The organism is Bacillus sp. 220_BSPC, from assembly GCF_001054655.1.
Taxonomy (GTDB): domain Bacteria; phylum Bacillota; class Bacilli; order Bacillales; family DSM-1321; genus Peribacillus; species Peribacillus frigoritolerans.
Genome location: NZ_JVPL01000189.1, coordinates 24,920 through 48,280 on the forward strand (window position 1 = coordinate 24,920; position 23,361 = coordinate 48,280).

Here is a 23,361-nt window from a genome sequence, read left to right on the forward strand (position 1 = left end):
GAAATGGATCAATTTACGGTCGAATCCGTTTTAAATATCATCAGGGAGTTTGTTCCGAAGGATGCTTCAATTTCTGTGGCTGATTCCGAAAAATACATTTATTATCAACCGAGCAAACAAGTGGACTTAAGAATAAAACCAGGTGATTTAATCAGTGAAAATACGGCGACATATAAAGCGCTGAGCGTCCGTAAAAAAATAGGGGTGCAAGTTGAAAGTAATGTATTTGGCGTACCTTACTATGGGCTGAGTGTTCCTATCATGGACGAGGGCAATCCTTTAGGGGCGGTAACGGCCATCTTGCCGTCAAAGCCATTAATTTTACCGACATCATTCCTGACCATTAAAACAGATGACCGCTGGATACCGCTTCCATATGTTGAAATTATGTATCTGGAAGCTCAAAATAGGAAAACTAAAATTCAGTCCGAACGTGTGAGTGGATTTCATAAAATGAATTTAAGTGAATTGGAATTCATTTTACCTAGTGATTTATTCATTCGTGTGCACCGTTCGTACATCGTCAATATCAACTATATACAAGAGATCCTTCCTGATTTCCATTCTACATTTTTATTGATAATGAAAGACAACTCCAAAATCCAGGTCAGTCAAACATATGCAAGTCAATTTAGGAGGGCTTTGGGGTTTTAGGATTCTCCTTTGTGTGAAAGAAATGCTGGTTTATGCCCAATTTAAGGCTTTTCATTCGAAAATGAATGTGACGATTACACAGGATTGGTAAAATTAAGTGTAAGAAAAGCGAAAAATGGGGGTCTTTTGTATGAACGAAAGCGTTTTCAAAAAAATTCGCAACGAACAATTTAAGGGGAAAGTAGTTACAGCGGAAGAAGCAGCTTCATGGATTAAAGATGGGATGAAACTCGGAATGAGTGGATTTACCCGTGCTGGTGATGCTAAAGTTATTCCGATGGCTCTAGTTGAAAGAGCTAAAACTGAAAAATTCAAAGTTGACGTTTATACTGGTGCCTCATTAGGACCGGAAGTCGACCAACATATGGCGGAAGCAGGTATCATAAATAAACGTTTGCCGTTCCAAGCGGATAAAGGCATTCGCAATAAAATCAATGCTGATGAAGTAACTTATGTGGATCAGCATTTGTCTCATACAGCTGAACAAGTTCGTCAAGGCATTGTCGGACCGATAGATTTTGCAATCATCGAAGCATTGGCGATTACGGAAGATGGATTGATCATCCCGACAACTTCTGTAGGCAACTCAGCCATATTCGTTCAAGAAGCTAAACATGTGATCATTGAATTGAACGTATCCCATCCAGAAGGATTGGAAGGGATGCATGATATATATACACCGGCTAAACAAGGGGAACGCGAACCGATTCCTATGACTAAAGCAAGTGATCGCCTTGGATCGATCGGCATTGCGGTTGATCCTGAAAAAGTAATGGGAATCGTCGTTTCTACAGATCTTGATGCACCTTCCACAATCGTGCCGCCGGATGAAGAAACTGCAACAATCGCCAACCACCTCATTAACTTCCTTCGTGGAGAAATCAAGGCTGGCCGTTTAACTGAAAGCCTTGCTCCGCTTCAGTCGGGTGTAGGTTCAGTGGCAAATGCAGTATTCGCTGGCTTCCTTGATTCCGAATTCAAGGATTTGGAAGTTTATTCAGAAGTGCTGCAAGATGCGGTATTTGATTTAATCGATGCTGGAAAGGTTAAATTCGCTTCAGGGTGTTCGATTACATTAGCTGAAGAAAAAGGGAAACAAGTTTACGGTGAGCTTGAAAAATACCGTGATAAACTGGTTCTTCGTCCACAAGAAATATCTAACCATCCTGAAATCATCCGTCGTTTGGGCTTGATTTCAATCAATACAGCTTTAGAGTGTGATATCTATGGTAATGTAAACTCGACACATGTTTCTGGGACAAGAATGATGAATGGAATTGGCGGATCAGGAGATTTTGCCCGTAACTCACGCCTAGGCATTTTCGTAACGAAATCATATGCAAAAGGCGGCAAAATTTCCAGTATCGTTCCTTTCGTTTCTCATGTGGATCATACTGAACATGATGTGGATGTATTAGTGACAGAGCAAGGGATCGCTGATTTACGTGGCTTGGCACCAAAAGAGCGCGTAGAGTTAATCATAGAAAACTGTGCTCATCCTGACTACCGTCCACAGCTTCGTGCATACTTCACTGAAGCTGTTGCGCAAACGGGCGGGCATCAAACTCCGCACATACTTGAAAAAGCATTTTCATGGCATACGAACCTAGCTAAAAACGGTACGATGCTTGAAGCGGTTCTTCAAGATCAAAAATAAGACTCAAAACCCCGCCCATTCAGCGGGGTTTTTTATTTGGGTCCGTGTCCGGTATAGGTGAAAACCAATGAATCTTTCGTCACATCAATGGAATATTGAAAGGTAAATAGATTATTTCTCCTAAGTAATTTGTATGGTGTTTCCTATTGATTCTTTTTTCTGCGACAAATAACAGATTTTAAAGTGTAAAATGATGCTTAACCATCAAATGGATAGGGAACTGTATCTTTAGGCTTTTTTCTTTTATTTTTGTATATAATTATTCATTCAAGTTATAGAAATATGGTAAACTGCTAACAATGAAAGATTATCATACATAGAATTTTTCACATTCATGATGTTGTTTCCTTAGAAATAGGGAGTTATATAGAATTGCTTATAGTGGAGGAGATAATTTGTTCAAGCAAAAACTGCATTTTTGGACGTTAGAGTTATTACTATTGTCTTTACTTTTTTATGTTGGTACAAAGATTTCTTTTCTTTTTGAACCAATAGTCATTTTTACATCTACATTGTTCTTTCCAATCTTGATTTCGGGTTTTCTCTACTTTTTGTTCAACCCTACCGTTGATTTCCTCGTTAAAAGGAGAATGCCAAGGGGATTGGCGATTTTATTGCTTTACGTATTTTTCCTTGGGTTGATTAGTTTACTGGTCGGTCTGGTTGGCCCGTCACTTTCCAAACAGGTTACGGACTTAATCAATAACCTTCCGGATTATTTCAATCAAACAAGGAAGTTCATTGAAGATTCTGCGGAGTCAAAATGGTTTTTATGGACGGTGGAACAAGATTATGTACCTCTGCAAGAAGTAGGGGATTCGCTGCAAAAATATTTGACCAACTTACCTAGTAATATAACGAACAGTTTAACTTCCGTTTTCAGCGTGGTGACGAATATTACTTTAGTGGTCGTAACGGTTCCTTTCATCCTGTTTTATATGTTGAAGGATGGAGATAAGCTTCCGGCCGCCATTATGAAATTCGTACCGGTTCGCTATAGAAAACCAGCTTTAACAGTACTTCAGGAAACTGGCGGGACGCTTACTACATACATACAAGGGCAGATTCTTGTTTGCATGTTTGTCGGGATCGGAACGTTCATCGGGTATTTGATCATTGGTTTGCCTTACGCGTTCTTATTCGCGCTGATTGGTGCTGTAACCAATATCATTCCATATGTAGGCCCGTTTATCGGAGCCGCTCCTGCTGTCATTGTGGCATTGATTCATTCACCGACAGAGGCATTATTGGTCATTCTGGTGGTAACGGTCATTCAGCAATTGGATGGTAATTTCATTTCACCGCTAGTCATCGGGAAAAAATTGAACACACATCCGCTGACCATCATCATCCTATTGCTCGTGGCCGGAAACATTGCCGGTATCATCGGCATGATTTTGGCCGTTCCGACCTACTCGGTTGTTAAAACGATAGTATTGAATATCGTTAAATTCATCAGGATCCGAAAAGAGGAAAAGCTTGAAGAAGATATATTGGAATGAAAAAACGGGCCCGACTCAATTGAGTCGGGCCCGTTTTCTGGTCACAAGCCTAAGGAAATATATTTTACTTCCAAGAATTCTTCGATGCCCTGGTGTCCGCCTTCACGGCCGAGTCCGCTTTGCTTGAATCCGCCAAATGGAGCTTGCGGAACGGAAGGAAGTCCATCGTTCAAGCCAACAATACCGAATTCAAGTGCCTCGGTGAATTTGATGCCCTTTGTGATGTTTTCAGTGAAGACGTAAGCTGCCAAACCGAAGATGGAGTCATTTGCCCTCTTGATTGCCTCTTCATCAGTCTTAAAGGAGGCAATGGGAGCTAGTGGACCAAATGTTTCTTCCTTCATGCAGAGCATGCTGTCATCAATGTTGGACAATACGGTCGGTTCAAGAAAAAGGCCGCTTATTGATTTGCCGCCAGCTTCGAGCTTAGCGCCGCTGCTGATTGCTTCATCAATTTGTTTTTGAACCTTATCCACTGCATTTTGATCGATAAGCGGACCGATATCGACGCCATCTTCCAGTCCATTTCCTACCTTTAGTTCCTTGACCTTGGCAACGAGCTTTTCGATGAAGGCCTCTTGAATGGCTTCGTGGACATAAATGCGATTTGAACAGACGCATGTTTGTCCTGCGTTACGGAATTTTGAACTGATGATGCCATCAACCGCTTTATTAAGGTCGGCATCCTCAAGAACGATTGCTGGTGCGTGACCTCCGAGTTCAAGCGAGATTTTCTTTACCGTGTCTGCTGAGCCCCTCATCAGGGTTTTGCCGACTTCTGTAGAACCGGTAAACGTCAATTTACGAACCCTCGTATCTTGAAGCCAAGTTTCGCCGATTTCTGAGGATTTTCCTGTCACGACGTTGATGACTCCTTTTGGAATGCCGGCTTCTTCAGCTAATTCAGCCATTTTTAAAGCTGTTATGGGAGTAAGGTTTGCCGGTTTAATGACGACTGTGCAGCCGACGGCAAGCGCTGGTGCCACTTTTCTTGTAATCATGGCTGCAGGAAAGTTCCAAGGCGTAATGACAGCTACAACTCCGACAGGCTGTTTAGTCACAAAAAGCCGCTTATTGGACACGGAAGCAGGAATCGTTTCGCCGTATACCCTTTTTCCTTCTTCGGCAAACCAAGATAAAAAGCCATTGGCATATGTCATTTCACCAAGAGCTTCTTTAAGGGGCTTTCCTTGCTCTTCAGTCATGATTTTTGCCAGTTCTTCTTTATGATCATCAATCAATCGATGCCACTTCCAAATTAGTTCAGCGCGTTCGTAGACTGAGAGTGCAGCCCAGCCCGTAAAGGCTTCATATGCGGCATCTGCAGCCTTCGCCGCTTCAGTTGCACCGCCTTTAGGTACGGTGGCAACGACTTCATCCGTTGCCGGGTTTCTCACTTCAATTTTATCCAATCCAAAATCCGACCACTCACCGTTAATAAATAATCCGTAATCCTTCATGATAAAACCTCCTAATTTGGTTAAATCCATCAAACTACTAAAACTTTAAACTTTATACTTTTACCTGTTACATAAAAGTATAAACACTTTTCAGTGATTCTGAAATTTATTTGATTGGCTATTTATAGAAAAATGGCTTTCATTGCTAGAAAGGGAGAAATACACAAAAAAGAGGTGCAAGTTGCACACCTCTTCATTCAAGGTTCAATTATTTTTCCGATGAGACAGCCACTTCACTCATATCACCTGAGATGGCTTGGTTTGGATTGAATTCACCTTCTGATTTAGAAATGACCACTGTAGCGACACTGTTACCGATTAGATTGGTGATGGCGCGTGCTTCTGACATGAAGCGGTCGACCCCAAGCAGTAATGCCATTCCTTCAACTGGAATCATTGGGAAGGCAGCTAATGTTGCAGCAAGTGTGATGAACCCGGATCCCGTTACACCGGCAGCACCTTTGGATGTTAACATCAAGATTCCTAGAAGGGTCAACTCCTGCCAGATGCTTAAATCGACACCATAGGCTTGGGCGATGAAAATCGCTGCCATGGATAAGTAGATGGATGTGCCATCAAGGTTGAAAGAATAACCGGTTGGGACAACCAAACCGACTACCGATTTTGAGCAACCGTATTTTTCGAGTTTTTTCATCACGCTTGGCAGGGCGGATTCCGATGAAGAAGTTCCTAAAACTAAGAGGATCTCTTCTTTTATATAGGCAATGAACTTGAAAATATTAAAGCCATACATTTTTGCAATCGAGCCAAGGATAAGAACGATGAAAAGTGCCATTGTGATATAAACACTGCCCATTAATTGTCCTAACGAGGTTAAAGAACCAAGGCCAAACTTACCGATTGTATAAGCCATTGCTCCAAATGCGGCCAATGGAGAAACTTTCATGATCATACCGACGATGCCGAAGAAAATGTCGGCAATATGCTGAAAGAAAGAAACGACTGGCTGCACTCTCGGTCCCATTGCCGCCATTGATAATCCGAATAATACGGCAAAGAATAGAATAGGGAGTAAGTCTCCGCCAGCCAGTGCGGCAACGGCATTATCAGGAATGATATTAGAAATGAAAGCAACGGCGCCATGTTCCGTTTCGGAAGCGGCTGTCGTATATTGTGATACATCTCCGCCCTCGACTGAATCGATGTTAAAGCCTTTACCAGGTCCCAGCAGATTGACCACGATGATTCCGATGGCAAGTGCGAAAGTGGTGACGATTTCAAAATAAAGCAGGGCCTTACCGCCGATGCGGCCAACCTTTTTCATATCACCCATACCGCCAATTCCGATTACGACGGTTAAGAAGATGATTGGTGCGATGACCATTTTAATCATTTTAATAAATAAATCAGCCAATATCTTCAGTTGTTCACCGAAAGCAGGGAAGAAGAAACCGACTGCTATACCCAGAATGATACCGATGATGACCTGAACTGTTAAATTTTTTAATATTTTCAAGGGGCATTCTCCTTTGTTATATGATAGCGCTTTCTTAACTTGATAATAGTGTAACAGAAGAAAGAATCAGATTATTCTTTTGGTGATATTGTTTTCTTTTTGTTCTTTTTGGTCTTGGGGATTTTGAATAACTGAAGAGGAATTAAAAGTGAAGATTAGGATATAGAGAGATTACTAAGCCGTAAAAAAATACCGGTGGAGCACCGGTATTGGCGAAAATCAATTTTCAAATGGTTTTATTAGTGCATATAGGGTTCCAATCACAGGAAGTTTCAAACCGACCTTGTCGGCTAGGCGCAGTGCACCGCCCTGTAAATGTTCCACTTCGAGGGTTAGGCCCTTCCGGCGGTCCTGATGCATCGAAGAGGTGGATTCATCAGGTAAGCCTGCCATGTTTTCCAACGCTTGAGCAATATTCTCCACAGTAATTCCGACGTCATAAGCATTTGCAAGCTCCTTCATTTCAACAAGGACCTTTTCTAGCAATCCATTGGTTTCCGGGTATCTCCGTATCGTGCCGATAGGGAGGTTCGATGCTGTTGTCACACCGGAAAATGCGGTGATGAACATGTATTTGATCCACATCCTGATCAATATGTTTTCCGTTCTGCTTACCTTCATGATAGCTGATCCCGCCGCCTGTTCGAATTCATCACAAATCTTTTTTTGTGACGGATGAAGCGTGCCATAGATTAAATCGTGATTTTCATTGGAGTGAATGACATGACCTTTTTCATCAAGGGTGGCGATGATGAAGGCACTTCCTCCCAAAACGGCTTCATCGCCCAGCGCCTCCTGTAAAATGGATATATGCTCCAATCCATTCAAAAGCGGGAGGACCTTTGCGCCCTTTTCAACAAGGACCTTTAAATCTGTAAGAGTGCCTTGCAGATGCTGGCCTTTTACGGCGAGAATCACGAGGTCGACCTTTTCGATATCATTTACATTCTCTGTGATATGAAGGTCGTTGAATTGGTAGTTTCCATGTGGGCTGGTTATGCTGATCCCGTTTTCCTTCAATTGTTCGGCGCGGTTTTTTCGGACAAGGTATTGAACATCCTGTCCGGCCTGCTGCAACCTGCCCCCAAAGTAGGAGCCGAGTGCCCCGGCCCCTATAATGACAATATTCAAAGCGCACACCTCTCTTTTGATTAAGATGTACTAATCATAACATTGACTGAAATTTCAGTAAATATTTCCGTTTGAAGGTCAACTGGTTGTTTAGATGTTTGTAAGAATGGGAAAAACAAAAGACCAGCCTGAAAACTTTCAGGCTGGTGCTTATCATTATTTATAGATTTTTACTTTAACGGTTTTTCTGCCCCAATTGATAGCTTTTGAGTGAGAAGAGTAGAAGACGTCAATTTTATTTCCTTTGATTGCGCCGCCTTTATCTGCCGCAATGGCATCCCCGTATCCTTCTACATGAACTTTTGTTCCTAGTGGAATGACCTTAGGGTCGACCGAGATGGCTTTTACGTTAGGGTTTTTCTTTAAGTTAAGACCAGATGCTGTAATCCCGCTGCAGCCTTTGCAGTTCGCAGTGTAAGCTGTTGCCTTCACCGTGATCGTTTTATATTTCTTGGATGATGATGTTGTTTTTGCTTTAGCTTTAGCAGAGGTCGATGTTTTCTTGACCTTTAAAACTTGTTTTGGATGGATGTTATCTTTTTTCAGGTTGTTCCAACTTTTGAGTTGATTGACTGTTATATTATGTTTATTGGCGATACCCCATAGTGTGTCGCCGCTTTTAACTTTGTATGTAGTAGTAGCAGCCGATGAAACTCCGGAAAAACTAAATACCAAAAAGAAAGCAGTGAATAGTGGAAGTAGTATTTTTTTCAAAATGAATAGTCTCCTTTGTTTTAAATCGTAGACTTAGAATAACAGGTCTTTATGACAATAATGTTTCGGTGGAATAGTAATTGTGTTACAAAAAGGTTTCCCTTGATAAATAAATGTAATATAAACTAGGTCAAAAGTACTTATCTGTTAAATGTGAATATATTATTTATTATGTCAGTATAAGCGTATTTTTGTTAAATAGTGTTGATGTAATGGCGTATCCTGTTTAATGAGGTAATATATGGATGTGAAATCCCTGGTTTTAAAGTCCTGTATATTTTGTAAAAAAACAACGTAATAATAGACGATTGAATGCTGTTTATTTTAGTGGGAGAGGATATTCGGAACATGAAAAAAGCCGACATCTATGTGATGCCGGCTCAAACTTAGACAAAATCGATGAAAATCGAGTTTGTCTAAGTTTTTTTGAGAGCTTGTTAAAATTCGAACATTGATTTCCACTCCAGGCACTCGCTTTCCGCGGGCGGTCCGGGAGCCTCCTCGGCGCCTTTGCGCCTGTGGGGTCTCCCTTGGACGCGCTTTTCCCGCAGGAGTCTCGCACCTTTCGTTTCAATCAACTTTGTTTTTAAAATGTAGATAGACTTCCTTTTGTCTATATGATGCCGGCTTTTTTCATGATTTGGATTAATGTAAAATAAATTCAGAAGCGAAATCGACCAGCATTTTTTGGTAGACTGCTACTGATTCAAGATTGACGCATTCCCTATCTCCATGCCAGTTCTCGCCTTTTGGTCCGAATTCAATCGCTGGGATATCATATGCCGCAAAAAAGACGGTATCTGCAGAGCCATGTTGTCCAAAAATGACAGCATCTTGCTTGGTGTTTCTTTCGATAATCGGTCGGAGCAAAGTGATGAATGGGTCTGATTCTTCGGTTTTTACAGGTTTACTGTACATATTAAGGTGAACATTATTTCCTGTCACACTTTCGATCTGAGCAATGATTTCTTCCATTGTTTGCGTAGGAAGATAGCGAATATCAAGACTTAGCAAACAAGCATCCGGTACCTTATTATAGACATCCCCGCCTTTTATTTTTGCTAGGTTAAGTGAAGGGGAAGAGTAAAGGGGAGTATGATCCCGGGTGAAAGGAAGTTCCTTTATTTTTTGATAGAGATCATAGGCCTTTTCAATTGCATTCACGCCTTCCCATGGACGGCTTCCGTGTGCAGATTTGCCGGATACTTCAATATCGAGACGAAGGGCACCCTTTGCCTGGAGTCCGATTCCCAGTTGCGTCGGTTCAGCACAGATTACAAAGTCCCCCCGATAACCATGTTTCGCTAAATATCCGGAACAGTTCAACCCGCCAATCTCTTCATCCGATACGATCTGTAGCTGGATTTTTAAACCTAAGTCCTTATCTTTCAGTTCGGTAAATGCACACATCATCCCTGCAACTCCAGCTTTCATATCGGCTGTTCCGCGTCCATATAAATTTCCTTCATGAACCTCAGGGAAGAATTGATCCGGCGTACCGCTGACAACATCGACATGGCCATTCCAAATTAGGGTTTTATCTCCGCTGCCAATCTCGCTAACAAGCATTTTATAACCGTTATTTACAATCACATTCACGGTAAGTCCTTGATCTTTAAGCCAGTCCGCACAGTAATCTACCGCTTGGTTGGCTCCTTCTTTCGATGAACTGTCGATAGATACTAAATCTTTAAGTAACTCGATGAGCAAAAAGAAAACCTCCTAAAAATATGCATACTACTATTATATATACCCTTTCTGAATAAGGGTTAACTCGAAAATATTTTCCTGTTAAATAACGTTTAGCACTTTCATCCCCTGGGGTATGTAAAGGGGGAGCGACAATTTACATTCTTTAAGGAGGATGATAGATATGGATAAACGTATAATTGGTGTATATGAAACTGGAGAAGAAGCCATAAAGGCTGTTGAGTCATTACAGGCCCAAGGGTATAATCGTGAAGATATTTCAGTGGTAGCTAAAGATAAAGAAGAATTAAATGCAGTGAATGAAGAAACGGGTACAAAAGTTGAAGAGGGGCTCGCAGCTGGTGCGGCGACTGGCGGTATTTTGGGCGGTGCTGCCGGATTATTGGCAGGTGTGGGTGCGTTGGCGATTCCGGGAATCGGGCCGGTACTGGCTGCAGGACCGCTTGCTGCAACATTAGCCGGAGCGGCTGTAGGCGCTGGAACAGGAGGATTGGCCGGTACATTAATCGGAATGGGCATACCTGAAGACGAAGCGAATCGTTATGAAGCGGATGTAAAGAGCGGCAAATTGCTTGTGTTAGTCGATTCGGATGCTAGAAAATCCAGTTCTTCTTACTCGGGAATAACCGAAACCGATGAAACGCTGACGAATGGCAGAAGAACTCTATAAGTCGTCATTTTAAAAAGGACGGATCCCTTAGGGGGCCGTCCTTTTTTTTGATTAGAATGTGAATTTCTTTATTTCTTTGTGCATTTCCTGGGATAGGGCATCCAATTCACTAGCCAGGGCATTTAATTGTTCCATGGAAGCATTCGTTTGTTCTGCGGAAGTTGATACTTCTTCAGTTCCTGCCGCAGTTTCCTGACTGATTGAATTTAATTTTTCTGCATTGCCCGCCATCCGTGTGACCTCGTTTACCATATCGTTCATCATTTCTTTTATTTCGTCAAAATTGCTGAATGTGGTCGTGATGATGGATGCAATGTGACTGAAAGCATTTTCCGTATCCGTTACAGAAGTATCCTGAAGATGGATTTTTTGATTGACTTGATCAATCAAAAGAACGGTATTGGTTGTATCTGTTTGCATGGCTTGAATGATTTCGGAGATTTCTTTCAGTGATTTTTCCGTTTGTTCGGCCAATTTCTTCACTTCATCGGCAACAACTGCAAACCCTTTTCCGTGTTCACCAGCCCTCGCTGCTTCGATGGCAGCATTCAGGGCGAGTAAATTCGTTTGTCCTGCAATCCCGCTTATGGTTTTTACGATCGCACTGATATCATTGGATCGTGCATCCAATGATTTGACTGCCGTGCTCATCTTATTGGATATCTGGGACGTTTCATTGAATTGTTGTTTCAGGCCTTGTACTTGAGTGATTCCGTTTTCGGAAGCCTTGAACATATTTTCGGATTCCGTGGCCATTTTTCCCGTTTGCGCCTCAAGATCATTGATTTTGTCAGCCAATAGCTTTACGGCCATTTCGTTATTGTGCCCGACTTCGATTTGGTCTATGGCACCGGCTGCTATTTGTTCCATCGTCATGGCCACTTCGTTAGCTGCCGCCGAATTTTCATCGGCACTGGCCACTAGCGTCATGGAGGAATCCGATACTTTATCGGAAAGGTTGTTGACAACCCCTAACATATGACTCATATTCCTGGTCATTAAGCTGGTGTCTTCTGCAAGTTGGCCAATCTCATCTTTTCTGGAAATGGAATTCCAGGAGGTGAAATCGCCGTCAGCCATTTTCCGTATGGATTCCTGCAGCTTTTTAATGGGATTCGTTAAAGAACGGGTGATGAAGATGGCAGATAGTGCAGTGACGGTAAAGACAATCAATAGTGTGATGACATTATCGATTATCATCGGGCTTGCCCGGACTTTCACTTCATTTTCCTCCATTACCCCTGCTATTCTCCATCCGGTGGTAGGATTTGTGGCGTATCCGACGATTCGGCTTTGCCCTTCAAATTCCTCGATCATTGATCCGGATTCACCTTTCATTTTTTTGAAAATATTTTCCTTTGATATATCCTGTTGAATTTTTTCCTTGTCTGGATGTGTAACGAATGACCCTTTCTGATCCAGCAAAACCGTATAGCCCGTTTCGCCGAATTTCGTTTGATTGACCATCGTGATCACTGTATCGATGGAGATGTCGACACCTAGCACGCCTATTAATTCATCACGATCATCATATATGGCTTTTGCTGCCGTAATGACAAGTTCATTCGTAGCCTGATCAGTATAAGGTTCCGTCCAAATGGTCTTGTTTTTTTGTTTTAATGCGGATTGATACCAATCCCTCTGTCGTGGGTCGTAGTCAGCCGGCAATTCAGTTTCTGGGAATATAAGTGCTTTTCCATCCTTCTCTGTGCCGAGATATATACCATTTATTTCAGAGTTACTGGTTTGCGTATAAGAAAATTCATCCATTATGGATTCGAGGTTCTTATCATAAGAAATCATAATAGGATATTTACTGAATCTATCCAATTGGTTTTCCGTTTTTTGAAAGAAGGTCTCGAAAGAATCGTTCATTGACTTGACTTGTTCTTCCGTCGATCCGGTAATTTCCTGGGTCGTCAACTCGATACTATTTTTATAGCTCATGTAGGAAATGGCCATTCCGCTTATCATGATCAAAGCTAAAAAGGGAATCAATATTTGTTTTTTTAGCGAATTAAAATACCAGTCTGTCAGTCTTTTCATCTTTAAAATTCTCCTTATATACTTCTAATTAATTTTGACTTCTATTTGATATTTCGGTCTTCTTTCGCTTTTTTTGAAGGGACAAGTTAGAAAATTCCAATATTAATTTTGTCGTGAAGTGCAAAGGTGGGAAGGGGGTGGAATATAGTGGATAAAAAAAGAGCTGACTGCCATGGTCAACTCTTTCATTCATTGAATACTATTCGAATTGGATATTTTTTGTCCTGTCCATATACCATGTGTAAAATTCGTCTGCATATTCAACGGATACATCTTGGAGCTTTGTATGGTGTACAGGCTTGGAGCGGTTGATCGTTTCAATTGTGGCAAGCCCGAAAAGCTTTTGCAGCTTCGAACGTTCCACCTCAATTTGAATGACCTTGCTTCTTTTGGTAATGAATAGTGATGTTTCCAAACTTCCGGATTTGAACTGAATGAACTCATCATTTAACAAGTAACGGCTATTTTTGTAATCCATTATTCTCAATATATAAATGAGGACGAGTAGAATCAGCGAGATATACCATAGGGAGGGTTTGAAATAATAAATCGCCAATGTTGTGAGAATCCAGAAAAAGCTGGGCCGCAGCATTCGGATTTTGAAGGCCTGTTTCGATAGTGACCTCATTGATCGTTCCACTTTGTAAGCGGGTAAAATCTCTTCTACCATCCCATATGCCCGTTCAATTGATAAAAAAGGATAGAGGGTGTTCGTTTCCAGCTCTTCATCACCGGTGCTTCCTGCACTGATCAGTTTCACTTCTGCCAACCCCAGCACTCTTTTAATGATTGTTTGGGTGATTTCGACTGCTTGTACCTTTTCTTTCCGAATGGAAAAAGCAGATTCGTCCAGTACACCTTTCTTGATATATATGCGCTCGTGATCGGATGAAATTTCATATTTTCCATATCTAACGAATGTGGAAACGATTCCGAAGGCAACGGCGACACATATGAGGCCTGCAATAACGATGGTAATGATCCACCATGTATCCAATAACTTGGCAAGAAACCCTTCGGCGTTCTCCAAATCGATAAAATCATCGAGTGTATTATATAACGTAGCCAATATCGGGATAAGAGCCAGGAAACTGAGTGATGTAAAGGAAGCTTTCAGCACATCATGTTTGCTTGGAGTGAAATGGATCGTTTTTTCAATGGCTGGTTCCATATCCTCAGCAATTCGTTCTTCGGGAATATCATTAACCGGAATTTCCTGTTTTGAAGCATATTCCCCCTCAAGCCGTTCGGCCTCTTTTCGGGAAATCATCTCGAAAGGTACGCTACCCTGATCACCAGTCATCCCCGTTTCGAATGTTAAAGAGGTCAATCTGAAAATCTTATGAAATAACGTCGTGCGTTGCTGGACATTCTGAACCTTATGAAGCGGGACAGTTCGATACGATTTCGAGACAAGCCCTGAAGTAATGTATAAGGTACCTTCTTTGATTTGGTATTTGTATGTATACCATTTAAGGATGACAGAAATGACTTTCCAAACCAAATAAACTAGAAAGCCGATTTGGAGTACCTTCATATACATCTTTTCAGAACCGAAATTCAGGACATAAAGCATGATTATGAAAAATACATTTCCTTTCAGCAATTTCCAAAATTCGAAAGGGATTTTGATAGGGTGTAATCGTTTTGCGTGTTCTTCCATCATTAATCCACTTCCTTAATTTTTGCGAAATGGGCAATTTTATCTCGTAATTCATACGCCTCTTTCTCGGGGATGGCTGGTATGTCATGAGAGTCGCCCATTGTTCCGATGCTTAGGGAATAAAGGTTGTATTTTCGCAAAAACGGTCCTTGGTTCAATTTGACGGATTGAACCTTCGTCATCGGAATGAGTTCATGCGTTTCACTCCAGGCTCCACGTTTTGTTTGAATGAATTCTTCGTTCACGTCGTAACGCCAATACTTTTGCAAAAGTATCGGTTCAATGAAGATGGACCAGATAGCATGGAAAAAAGATAATACGATAAGTCCGTTTAAAATCCATCCAATCCATTCTTTCCAAGTGAAATAATCATCAACAAATAATAGGATGCCAAGGACGGCGAGGATAATGAGATTGGTAATGGCTTCAGTCATCCGCCACACCTTCACTGATTCTTTGGATATTTTCTTCGTTGGTGGCTGTATCTTGGAATACATATATTCACTCCTTACTATGTCTTTATACTTATACGGATTATCTTGCAAAAAAGTTCCCTATTAAAGGTATATGTATAGAAATTATGCAGCCGCATACCATGGAGTGGCGGGCGAATAATCCTGCAGTTTCCCGAGTATGTATAAATAAGGAGTTTTCTAGTGGATCTTTTCTTTTTATATGACCGAATAATGGACAAGATAGAAGTGGTGAGTTTCTAGAGTGGGAGTGATAGGTTTGACGTATAAAAGGAAGTTGAGTTTTATATTCTTCCTGTTTTTGATTTGTTTTTTTAATGGAGAATCGATGCAGGCTGCGAATGATGATGGAAACCTAGGGCAGGAAATTCAACGAATATTGGAGCAATCGCCAGGATTGGCTGGGGCGTTGACGGGAATTTCCATCCGTTCAGCTGAAACGGGGGAAATGATTTATGAACGGGGATCGCAAACGAGATTGCGGCCTGCTTCGAATCTTAAGCTTTTGACAGCAGCAGCTGCGTTGGAAACTTTAGGGGAAGATCATGCTTTTCAAACGGAACTATACATAAAAGGAGTGCAGGTTGGCCAAGTTCTGCAGGGCAATGTATACCTGAAGGGAAAAGGGGATCCCACATTATTGGAAAAGGATTTTGATGAGCTGGCAGCTTCACTGAAGCAAAGGCACGTTAAGTTCGTTCATGGGGATCTTATAGGGGACGATTCTTGGTATGATGATGTTCGTTATTCCCAAGACTTGGTTTGGAGCGATGAACAGGAATATTACGGTGCAGCCGTTTCGGCTTTAACTGCTTCCCCGAATGAAGATTACGATACCGGTACCGTCATCGTGGAGATAGCCCCTGGGGAAAAGGTTGGAAAGAGGGCAACGGTAAAGCTGGAGCCTGAAACCGATCACGTGAAGGTCATCAACAAAACGAAAACTGTATTGGCAGATGCTAATAATAAAATTGAAATCGAACGGTCTCATGGCACACAAGTCATTACGGTGACCGGGACCATTCCGGAAGATGCCGGGGTGACCAAAGAGTGGATCTCGGTGGAAGATCCCACAGAATATGCCTTGAGCCTATTTGAAAAATCAATGAAGAAACATGGAATTAAAGTGTTGGGAAAAAGGAAAAAAGGGAAAACGCCAGTAGGAGCGGACATGATTGCCACTCATCAGTCCATGCCGCTTTCACAGCTGCTTATTCCTTTCATGAAATTGAGCAATAACAGCCATGCCGAGGTGTTGGTGAAGGAAATGGGCAAAGAGGCAGAGGGGGAGGGAAGCTGGAAGGATGGTTTGAAGGTTGCTCGAAATCAGCTGAAGAGCATGGGTCTTGATATGCAAACGATCATGATGCGTGATGGGTCTGGAATTTCCCAAGTCAATATGATTCCAGCGAATGAAATAACGAAGCTGCTGTATGCCATTCAGGAAAAAACGTGGTTTCCTGCTTACTTGAATGCTTTACCGATTGCAGGCAACGAAAATCGGATGGTGGGCGGTACGCTTAGAAAGAGGATGAAAGGGACACTTGCAGCCGGGAATGTCCGCGCGAAAACAGGGACAATTTCAGGTACGAGCTCCTTATCAGGTTATGTGACGACCAAAAGAGGGGAAAAAATCATATTTTCAATCATCCTTAATAATTTTGTAGAAGAAAAAGGCATTACGGCAATCCAGGATAAGATAGCCGTAATGCTCGCAGAACAGGAAAACCTATTGGGAAGCGGCCATTAGTATCCATGGAAAGCTAAGTTGAAGTTCAGGATCTGCGAGGAAAAGCCAAATCATTTTCTTCGGCAAGTCCGAATTGGCAGCATAATGCCGATAAGCCATTTTATTTGCTGACCCGATCAGGTTTCGATCGCAGATCCGAATGGCGTATTCAAATCGATGGTCATTATATAACATTGCATCAAGTCGGCATTCGAACCTTCGAAGGCCTTTCTCCGATATATATATGTCTATAACAAGAAGTTTTCAAGTCCGTTACATGGAAAGTCCTAGCCGTTTGATCGTAGACAGTTTCTCCATGAAGTGGAGGGAAAGGGGCCTTTCCTTCTCTGTTTCTTTAACAGACATGAAGCTGGGGGCAAATTGGATTTTATTCAATGCCAGCACCTTCAGCTTATTTTTTTAAATTATCCCCTCAAGGAAGGAGTTTAAGGGAGGATTAATAGAAATAAGTAGTATAGGGGGGAATGCTTATAAACTTTCCAACACTCAATGGACAGTATACGATCAGCAGTCTTATAGCTGAAATTCACGAAATTTCCAAAAAACGCTCACTCTATATATTGGCCATAGATGGCCGGGGCGGATCTGGAAAAAGTACACTCGCTGCCCGTATCCAAGCAGAATGTCCAGGTAGCGTGGCCGTTCATATGGATGATTTTTATTTGCCGTCATCGGAAAGGGTTCAACTGTCTCCATCCCAAAAGCCTATCGGGGCGGATTATGATTGGGAACGGGTTTGTAACCAAATCCTAAAACCGCTTACAAAGGGGAAAGAAGCAAGATATCAAAGGTATGATTGGGAAACGGACACTATGGCCGAATGGCATGAAGTTCCTGCTGGGGGCCTTGTCATTATAGAAGGAACGTATTCTATCCGTAAAGAATTGGCAGGGTACCATGATTTCACGATTTGGGTGGAATGTCCCCGTGATCAGCGTTTGAAACGTGGCCTTGAGCGGGATGGTGAAGATGCGCGTCAAATGTGGGAGGATAATTGGATGGTTCATGAAGATCTCTATGTGGGTGTGCAAAGGCCTCAAGAAAGAGCGGATCTTGTTGTGGACGGAATGAGCTGAGCCAGAGGATATTTTAATTGTAAGGGTTTACCTATAAAATATATTGTATGTTTAGATGAATTTCCGGGGAGCCGGAAACAGGGGGGAAACTATGTTTACTAATGAAGAACAAGCTGCCGTATATAAAGCCATTTATAACCGCAGGGATATCAGGAGTTTTTTACCAAAGCCCATTTCAAAGGATATACTCCGCAGAATTTTGGATGCTGCACATCATGCGCCGTCTGTAGGATTCATGCAGCCTTGGAGTTTCATCGTGATTTCGTCTCAGGAAACCAAGGACAGTTTGGCATGGGCAGCGGATAAAGAAAGAAGGGCCCTCGCTATTCATTATGAAGGAGGTAAAGAAAATAAGTTTCTTAGTTTGAAAGTGGAAGGGTTAAAAGAAGCACCATATACCATTTGTGTTACATGCGACCCGACACGGGGAGGCTCCCATGTTTTAGGGAGGAACTCCATTCCGGAAACCGATATCCTATCCACTGCCTGCGCCATTCAAAATATGTGGCTGGCTGCCTATGCGGAAGGATTGGCAATGGGATGGGTAAGCTTTTACAAGAAAAATGATATTCGTGATATTTTGGAGATTCCGCCGCATATAGAACCTGTTGCACTCCTGTCGATTGGCTATACGGATCAATATCCGGATAAACCCATTCTTGAACTTGCCAATTGGGAAAAAAGAAGGCTGATGGATGAACTTATTTTCGAGGATAAATGGGGGAATAAATAAACCGATATATTATGACTCCAAAACTGTTTATTAAGCCCCTGGTTCAGGGGTGGAAAATATAGAAGGCTCTTACAATAGATACTCCATTGTAAGAGTCTTTTTAAAAATTCGGTTTGATTTTAAAATCTGCGCCGTTTTGAAGATCCCGGTATACCGAGGTCTTCACGGTATTTTGCAATAGTGCGGCGGGAGATCTTCGTCCCTTCATTTTCGAATATTTGACAAAGCTTCTGATCTGAAAAAGGCTTTATTTTATCTTCATCGGCAATCAGGACCTTTATTTTTTCTTTGATGGTGGTCGATGATTCGGTTGCTGGGCTGTTCACGCGGTGTAACCCTCTAGTAAAGAAGTTCCTTAGTTTAAAGAGGCCATGCGGCGTCTGGATATATTTATTGCTCGTCGCCCTGCTGATCGTTGATTCATGAAGCTGAAGTTTTTCCGAAATGTCCTTCAGTGTCATAGGTTTTAATCCCGTAATTCCCTTCATGAAAAACTCATGCTGCTCCTCTACGATTGACGCGGTCACTTTGTAAAGCGTCATTTGCCTTTGTTCGAGCCCTTTTAACAGTAATTGGGCATCATTTATGTGCCCTTTTATATAATCTTTAGCTGGATTTACAGAATGGATGGCGACGTGGTTCTTGTAGTAAGGATTGATGGAAAGTTTAGGTTTACAGCTATCGTTGACCGTTATCAGAAAACCTTCTTTATCTTTTTCCACGTAAACGTCCGGAACGATGTAATGAGTCATATCATCGGAAAAGTGACTGACAGGACGCGGGTTTAACGTACGGATGAAATCCGAGGCCTCTTGTACTTCCTGAACGGTCACTTGGTGAAGGGCGGCAATTTTCCTGTAGCGTTTTTCTGCTAAATCTTCTAAGTGCTTTTTAACGATCTTATACGCCAATTCATTGTGATTCTCATGCTCACGCAGCTGAATGAGTAAACAATCGGTCAGATCTTTAGCACCGACTCCAATTGGGTCAAGGGATTGCAATATTTGAATCATATTTTCGATTTCTTCCACGGGTACGGAAAAATGCGAAGCAGTCCAATGGACATCCAATTCTAGAAATCCATAATCATTTAAGTTTCCAATCAAAAATTGGAGAATCTTCTTTTCAAATGCATTCAATGAACTTAGTAAACTCAATTGTTCCAGTAAATGCCTTTCAAGTGTTTCTGTGCTGACTGAATGATTGTTGATAGGGTTGTAATCATTGTCTCCGTTGAAACCTTTACTTTTAGAGGAAGAACCACGTATCTGAGAATTTATTTTAGTATGAATACTTAGTGATGCGAGGGGTTCTTTAAAGCTAATTTCGAGAACGGGATTTTCGTAAGCCTGCCGGTTCAGGAAATCTATCAGTTCATGGGTGGAATATTGAAGGATATTGATCGATTGCTGTAATTCAGGGGTTAATGACAACTTCAAGGTTTGTTTTTGGTACAGTTCAAATCCTACCTGCATATATATCAACTTCTTTCATTTAGATTAACATAGCGGCTCAAAATTAATGAAAAAATATTAACATGATAATAATACAAATCTTCCGAAAATTCAACATTATGTGTCAGGTTTTGTAACATCAAATAGAAATGAAGAGGGGGATTCGAAAAAATGCTTGTCATTCAGTAGTTAATCTAATGAATGGGAGTTGATTGATTCGAATGTGAATCAAATGATTTATATGTGAATCAACACGTGCTTCTATTGATTTATATATGAATCATTTTAACTTGAATACCTTTAATATAAGGCTCATATAATTTGGCATGCTTCTTGCTACATCTATAAATATAAAAATAAACTAGCTTGAAAAAATCCATTACATGAGAAGGGTGTTTTTTACATGATTAAAGAGACTACGAGTATTCAGGAATTAATCGATTTGGATAAAAAGCATTTTATTCATCCGACTACTGCAATCGAACAACAGCAGGCAGATGGTCCAAGTTTCATCTTTAAGGAAGGAAAGGGAATATATCTTACGGATGTCACGGGCAGGACTGTCATTGATGGCATGGCTTCACTTTGGAATGTGAATATTGGACATGGACAAGAAGAGATGGCTGAAGTCGCGAAGGAACAAATGGCCAAATTAGCTTTCACATCAAGTTTCGCCACTTTCAGCAATGAGCCGGCAATCCGTTTGGCGGCCAAAATCGCATCCATCGCGCCTGGGGATTTGAATGCAGTTTTCTTCACTTCAGGTGGATCGGAGTCGAATGATACAGCGATCAAACTTGCTCGTCATTACTGGCTTTTGAAAGGGCAGCCTAATCGTCAAAAAATCATTTCCCGCTCGAAATCCTATCATGGAGTGGCAATGGGAGCTACAAGTGCGACTGGCCTGAAGCCGTTCCGGGATTTCACGAATTCAATCGCACCTGATTTTTATCATGTGGACGGTTCCTCCATCGAGGAGTTGCGTAAGGTCATAGAACAGGAAGGACCGGAAACGATTGCGGCATTTATCGCTGAACCGATTCAAGGGGCCGGTGGCGTGAACCTTCCTCCTGAAGGCTATTTTAAGGAAGTAAGGGAAATTTGTGATGAATACGGCATTTTGATGGTGACGGATGAAGTCATTACAGGTTTCGGAAGAACAGGGACTTATTTTGGGATTGAACACTTTGGTGTTGTGCCTGATATGATGTGCTTTGCAAAAGGTGTGACGAGTGGATATGCACAGTTAGGCGGGGTCGTCCTGAATGATAAGATGCATCAGGATTTCATTGCCCTATCAAAAGGTACGCTTTTACACGGCTACACATACAGTGGCCATCCGATGGCATGTGCGGTTGCTTTGAAAAATATTGAAATAATTGAACGTGAAAACCTTATAGAAAACTCGAAACAGCGTGGTGAAGAGTTGCTTGCCGGATTTAAGAAGCTCCAAAGCAAACATCCGATTGTTGGTGATGTGAGGGCACTTGGACTAATTGGAGGCATCTCCATCGTAAAGGACAAACAAACAGGTGAAGGCTTTGAGACACAGCTTGCTCCAAGACTTGTTGCCGAAGCTGCGAAGAATGGTTTGATTTGCCGTTCAGTTACGTTTGATCAAGATACACTCGTATTCGCACCGCCTTTAATCATTACTAAAGCAGAAGTCGAAAGAATGATTGAAATCCTTGATGAGACATTTACTGCAGTCGAAAAAGAAATTTTATAAGAGGTGAAAGTGATGGTCATGACGGAAACGCTGAAAAAGAAATTATACATTAATGGTAAATGGCAAGAAGCTGAAAAGTTCACGACACTAAAGTCCCCTTATAGCGGGGAAGTTCTAGCGGAGATTCCCTCGGCAAGCCTTGAAGATGTCGAGTTGGCCATAGAATCAGCCTATCAGGCTAGAAAAACGATGGCAGCTTTACCTAGTCACAAACGCGCCGCCATACTTGAAAAGCTTGCGAGCCTTTTGGAAAGCCGCAAAGATGAGGCAGCTGAAATTATTGCAAAAGAGGCAGCGAAACCGATTAAAACGGCAATGGTTGAAGTATCCCGGACGATTGCCACATATAAATTTGCAGCAGAGGAAGCAAAAAGGATTCATGGAGAAACATTGACCATGGATGCCACAGCTGACGGAGAAGGAAGGATAGGATACACGGTCCGTGAGCCTCTAGGCGTTGTGGGTGCGATTACGCCATTTAATTTTCCGATGAACCTGGTTGCCCATAAAGTGGGCCCGGCCATTGCTGCCGGAAATACACTCGTCCTGAAACCTGCGAGCCAAACACCGCTATCTTCACTGTTTCTTGCTGAATTATTGGCCGAAACGGATTTGCCGGCAGGTGCGTTTAATTTAGTTACCGGAAGCGGTTCGGTAATCGGTGATAAATTAGTCACCGATTCACGGGTGAAGAGCATCTCATTTACTGGAAGTCCAGCTGTAGGAATCGGGATCCGTAATAAGGCCGGGTTAAAGAAGGTGAGTCTTGAACTAGGTTCGAATGCGGCTGTCATCGTGGATAAAGGGATCGATATCGATAAAATCATCCAACGCTGTGTATCGGCAGCATTCGCTTTTCAAGGGCAGGTCTGCATTTCCTTGCAGCGCGCTTATGTTCATGAAGAGGTGTATGATGAGTTCGTCAAAAAATTCACGGAAACAACGAATGGCTTGAAACTGGGAGATTCCTTGGACCCATCTGTGGATATTTCAGCATTGATCAGCGCCGGGGATGTACAGCGAAGCCTGGATTGGATCGGTGAAGCTAAACAACACGGTGCGATAGTTGCAGCAGGAGGTAAATCTGAAGGAAATATCCTGCATCCCACTGTGTTGCTGGAAGTGGATGCAATGCTTAAGGTATCTTGTCAGGAAGTCTTCGCTCCAATTGTTTTGATCAATAAGGTTTCTTCCGTTGAGGAAGCGATTGACTTGGTCAATGATTCCGAATTCGGATTGCAGGCCGGGATATACACGGAAAATATCAATCTGGCTCTTTCTGCCGCAGAAAAATTGGAAGTCGGCGGTGTTATCATTAATGATATCCCAACTTACCGTGTTGACAACATGCCATATGGCGGAGTCAAAAAAAGCGGGACTGGGCGCGAAGGGTTGAAATATGCCATTGAAGAAATGACGGAAATGAAATTGGTCATTATTAATCGGAATTAATCAGAAAAGA

18 protein-coding genes and 1 pseudogene are annotated in these 23,361 nt (G+C 42.0%); 9 read left to right on the forward strand and 10 right to left on the reverse strand.

The features are described 5' to 3' along the window. Positions 1–3 precede the first annotated feature (3 nt). The 3 genes from ADA55_RS14485 (at position 4) to ADA55_RS14495 (ending at position 3,813) form a co-directional block, all read left to right on the forward strand. Positions 4–654, forward strand: a complete 651-nt coding sequence (locus tag ADA55_RS14485; protein WP_048685020.1) for a LytTR family DNA-binding domain-containing protein — start codon at positions 4–6, stop codon at positions 652–654. Positions 655–784: 130 nt separating this feature from the next. Continuing rightward, complete coding sequence (locus ADA55_RS14490; protein ID WP_048685023.1) at positions 785–2,311, forward strand: acetyl-CoA hydrolase/transferase family protein; 1,527 nt, start codon at positions 785–787, stop codon at positions 2,309–2,311. Positions 2,312–2,706: 395 nt separating this feature from the next. Then, positions 2,707–3,813, forward strand: coding sequence for an AI-2E family transporter (locus ADA55_RS14495; protein WP_034305852.1), 1,107 nt, complete (start codon positions 2,707–2,709; stop codon positions 3,811–3,813). Positions 3,814–3,854: 41 nt separating this feature from the next. Here ADA55_RS14495 and ADA55_RS14500 read toward each other — a convergent pair whose 3' ends face one another. The 5 genes from ADA55_RS14500 to ADA55_RS14520 form a co-directional block, all read right to left on the reverse strand. Beyond that, a complete protein-coding gene (locus ADA55_RS14500; RefSeq protein ID WP_048685027.1) occupies positions 3,855–5,273 on the reverse strand; it encodes an NAD-dependent succinate-semialdehyde dehydrogenase in 1,419 nt (472 codons plus the stop codon). A 208-nt stretch (positions 5,274–5,481) separates the two neighbouring features. Continuing rightward, complete coding sequence (locus tag ADA55_RS14505; protein WP_048685030.1) at positions 5,482–6,750, reverse strand: dicarboxylate/amino acid:cation symporter; 1,269 nt, start codon at positions 6,748–6,750, stop codon at positions 5,482–5,484. A gap of 219 nt (positions 6,751–6,969) precedes the next feature. Then, positions 6,970–7,890, reverse strand: a complete 921-nt coding sequence (locus ADA55_RS14510) for a 2-dehydropantoate 2-reductase (protein ID WP_309247756.1) — start codon at positions 7,888–7,890, stop codon at positions 6,970–6,972. A 147-nt stretch (positions 7,891–8,037) separates the two neighbouring features. After that, positions 8,038–8,595 (reverse strand): 3D domain-containing protein, encoded by a 558-nt coding sequence (locus ADA55_RS14515; RefSeq protein ID WP_048685034.1) that lies wholly within the window; start codon positions 8,593–8,595, stop codon positions 8,038–8,040. A 645-nt stretch (positions 8,596–9,240) separates the two neighbouring features. Next, a complete protein-coding gene (locus ADA55_RS14520; RefSeq protein ID WP_048685036.1) occupies positions 9,241–10,305 on the reverse strand; it encodes a M20 family metallopeptidase in 1,065 nt (354 codons plus the stop codon). Positions 10,306–10,468: 163 nt separating this feature from the next. Between ADA55_RS14520 and ADA55_RS14525 the strand changes: the two genes are divergently transcribed. Continuing rightward, positions 10,469–10,975 carry a general stress protein gene (locus ADA55_RS14525; RefSeq protein WP_048685038.1) on the forward strand — a complete coding sequence of 169 codons (507 nt, stop codon included), beginning with the start codon at positions 10,469–10,471 and terminating at the stop codon, positions 10,973–10,975. A gap of 51 nt (positions 10,976–11,026) precedes the next feature. Here the strand turns inward: ADA55_RS14525 and ADA55_RS31385 are convergent, their stop codons facing one another. The 4 genes and pseudogenes from ADA55_RS31385 to ADA55_RS14540 form a co-directional block, all read right to left on the reverse strand. Continuing rightward, complete coding sequence (locus ADA55_RS31385; RefSeq protein WP_414629830.1) at positions 11,027–11,974, reverse strand: methyl-accepting chemotaxis protein; 948 nt, start codon at positions 11,972–11,974, stop codon at positions 11,027–11,029. A 24-nt stretch (positions 11,975–11,998) separates the two neighbouring features. Then, a pseudogene (locus ADA55_RS31390) lies at positions 11,999–13,021 on the reverse strand (cache domain-containing protein); the annotation flags it as partial. Between the two features lie 199 nt (positions 13,022–13,220). After that, positions 13,221–14,687 (reverse strand): PH domain-containing protein, encoded by a 1,467-nt coding sequence (locus ADA55_RS14535; RefSeq protein ID WP_048685042.1) that lies wholly within the window; start codon positions 14,685–14,687, stop codon positions 13,221–13,223. Then, positions 14,687–15,181 (reverse strand): PH domain-containing protein, encoded by a 495-nt coding sequence (locus ADA55_RS14540; protein WP_034305830.1) that lies wholly within the window; start codon positions 15,179–15,181, stop codon positions 14,687–14,689. Before ADA55_RS14540 ends, ADA55_RS14535 begins: the two co-directional genes overlap by 1 nt. A gap of 304 nt (positions 15,182–15,485) precedes the next feature. Between ADA55_RS14540 and dacB the strand changes: the two genes are divergently transcribed. From dacB to bluB, 3 genes are all read left to right on the forward strand, one after another. Beyond that, the gene (gene dacB, locus ADA55_RS14545) at positions 15,486–16,907 is read left to right on the forward strand and encodes a D-alanyl-D-alanine carboxypeptidase/D-alanyl-D-alanine endopeptidase (RefSeq protein WP_082162857.1); all 1,422 of its coding nucleotides are present in this window, start codon (positions 15,486–15,488) and stop codon (positions 16,905–16,907) included. Positions 16,908–17,371: 464 nt separating this feature from the next. Beyond that, positions 17,372–17,983, forward strand: a complete 612-nt coding sequence (locus ADA55_RS14550) for a uridine kinase family protein (protein WP_048685048.1) — start codon at positions 17,372–17,374, stop codon at positions 17,981–17,983. Between the two features lie 91 nt (positions 17,984–18,074). Then, positions 18,075–18,716 (forward strand): 5,6-dimethylbenzimidazole synthase, encoded by a 642-nt coding sequence (gene bluB, locus ADA55_RS14555; protein ID WP_048685051.1) that lies wholly within the window; start codon positions 18,075–18,077, stop codon positions 18,714–18,716. Positions 18,717–18,835: 119 nt separating this feature from the next. Here the strand turns inward: bluB and rpoN are convergent, their stop codons facing one another. Then, positions 18,836–20,191, reverse strand: coding sequence for an RNA polymerase factor sigma-54 (gene rpoN / locus ADA55_RS14560; RefSeq protein WP_048685054.1), 1,356 nt, complete (start codon positions 20,189–20,191; stop codon positions 18,836–18,838). Positions 20,192–20,573: 382 nt separating this feature from the next. On the opposite strand from rpoN, the gene ADA55_RS14565 reads away from it, so the two are divergent. Then, complete coding sequence (locus ADA55_RS14565) at positions 20,574–21,899, forward strand: aspartate aminotransferase family protein (RefSeq protein WP_048685056.1); 1,326 nt, start codon at positions 20,574–20,576, stop codon at positions 21,897–21,899. An 18-nt stretch (positions 21,900–21,917) separates the two neighbouring features. Beyond that, positions 21,918–23,351, forward strand: coding sequence for an aldehyde dehydrogenase family protein (locus ADA55_RS14570; RefSeq protein WP_048685224.1), 1,434 nt, complete (start codon positions 21,918–21,920; stop codon positions 23,349–23,351). The last annotated feature ends 10 nt before the right edge of the window (positions 23,352–23,361 follow it).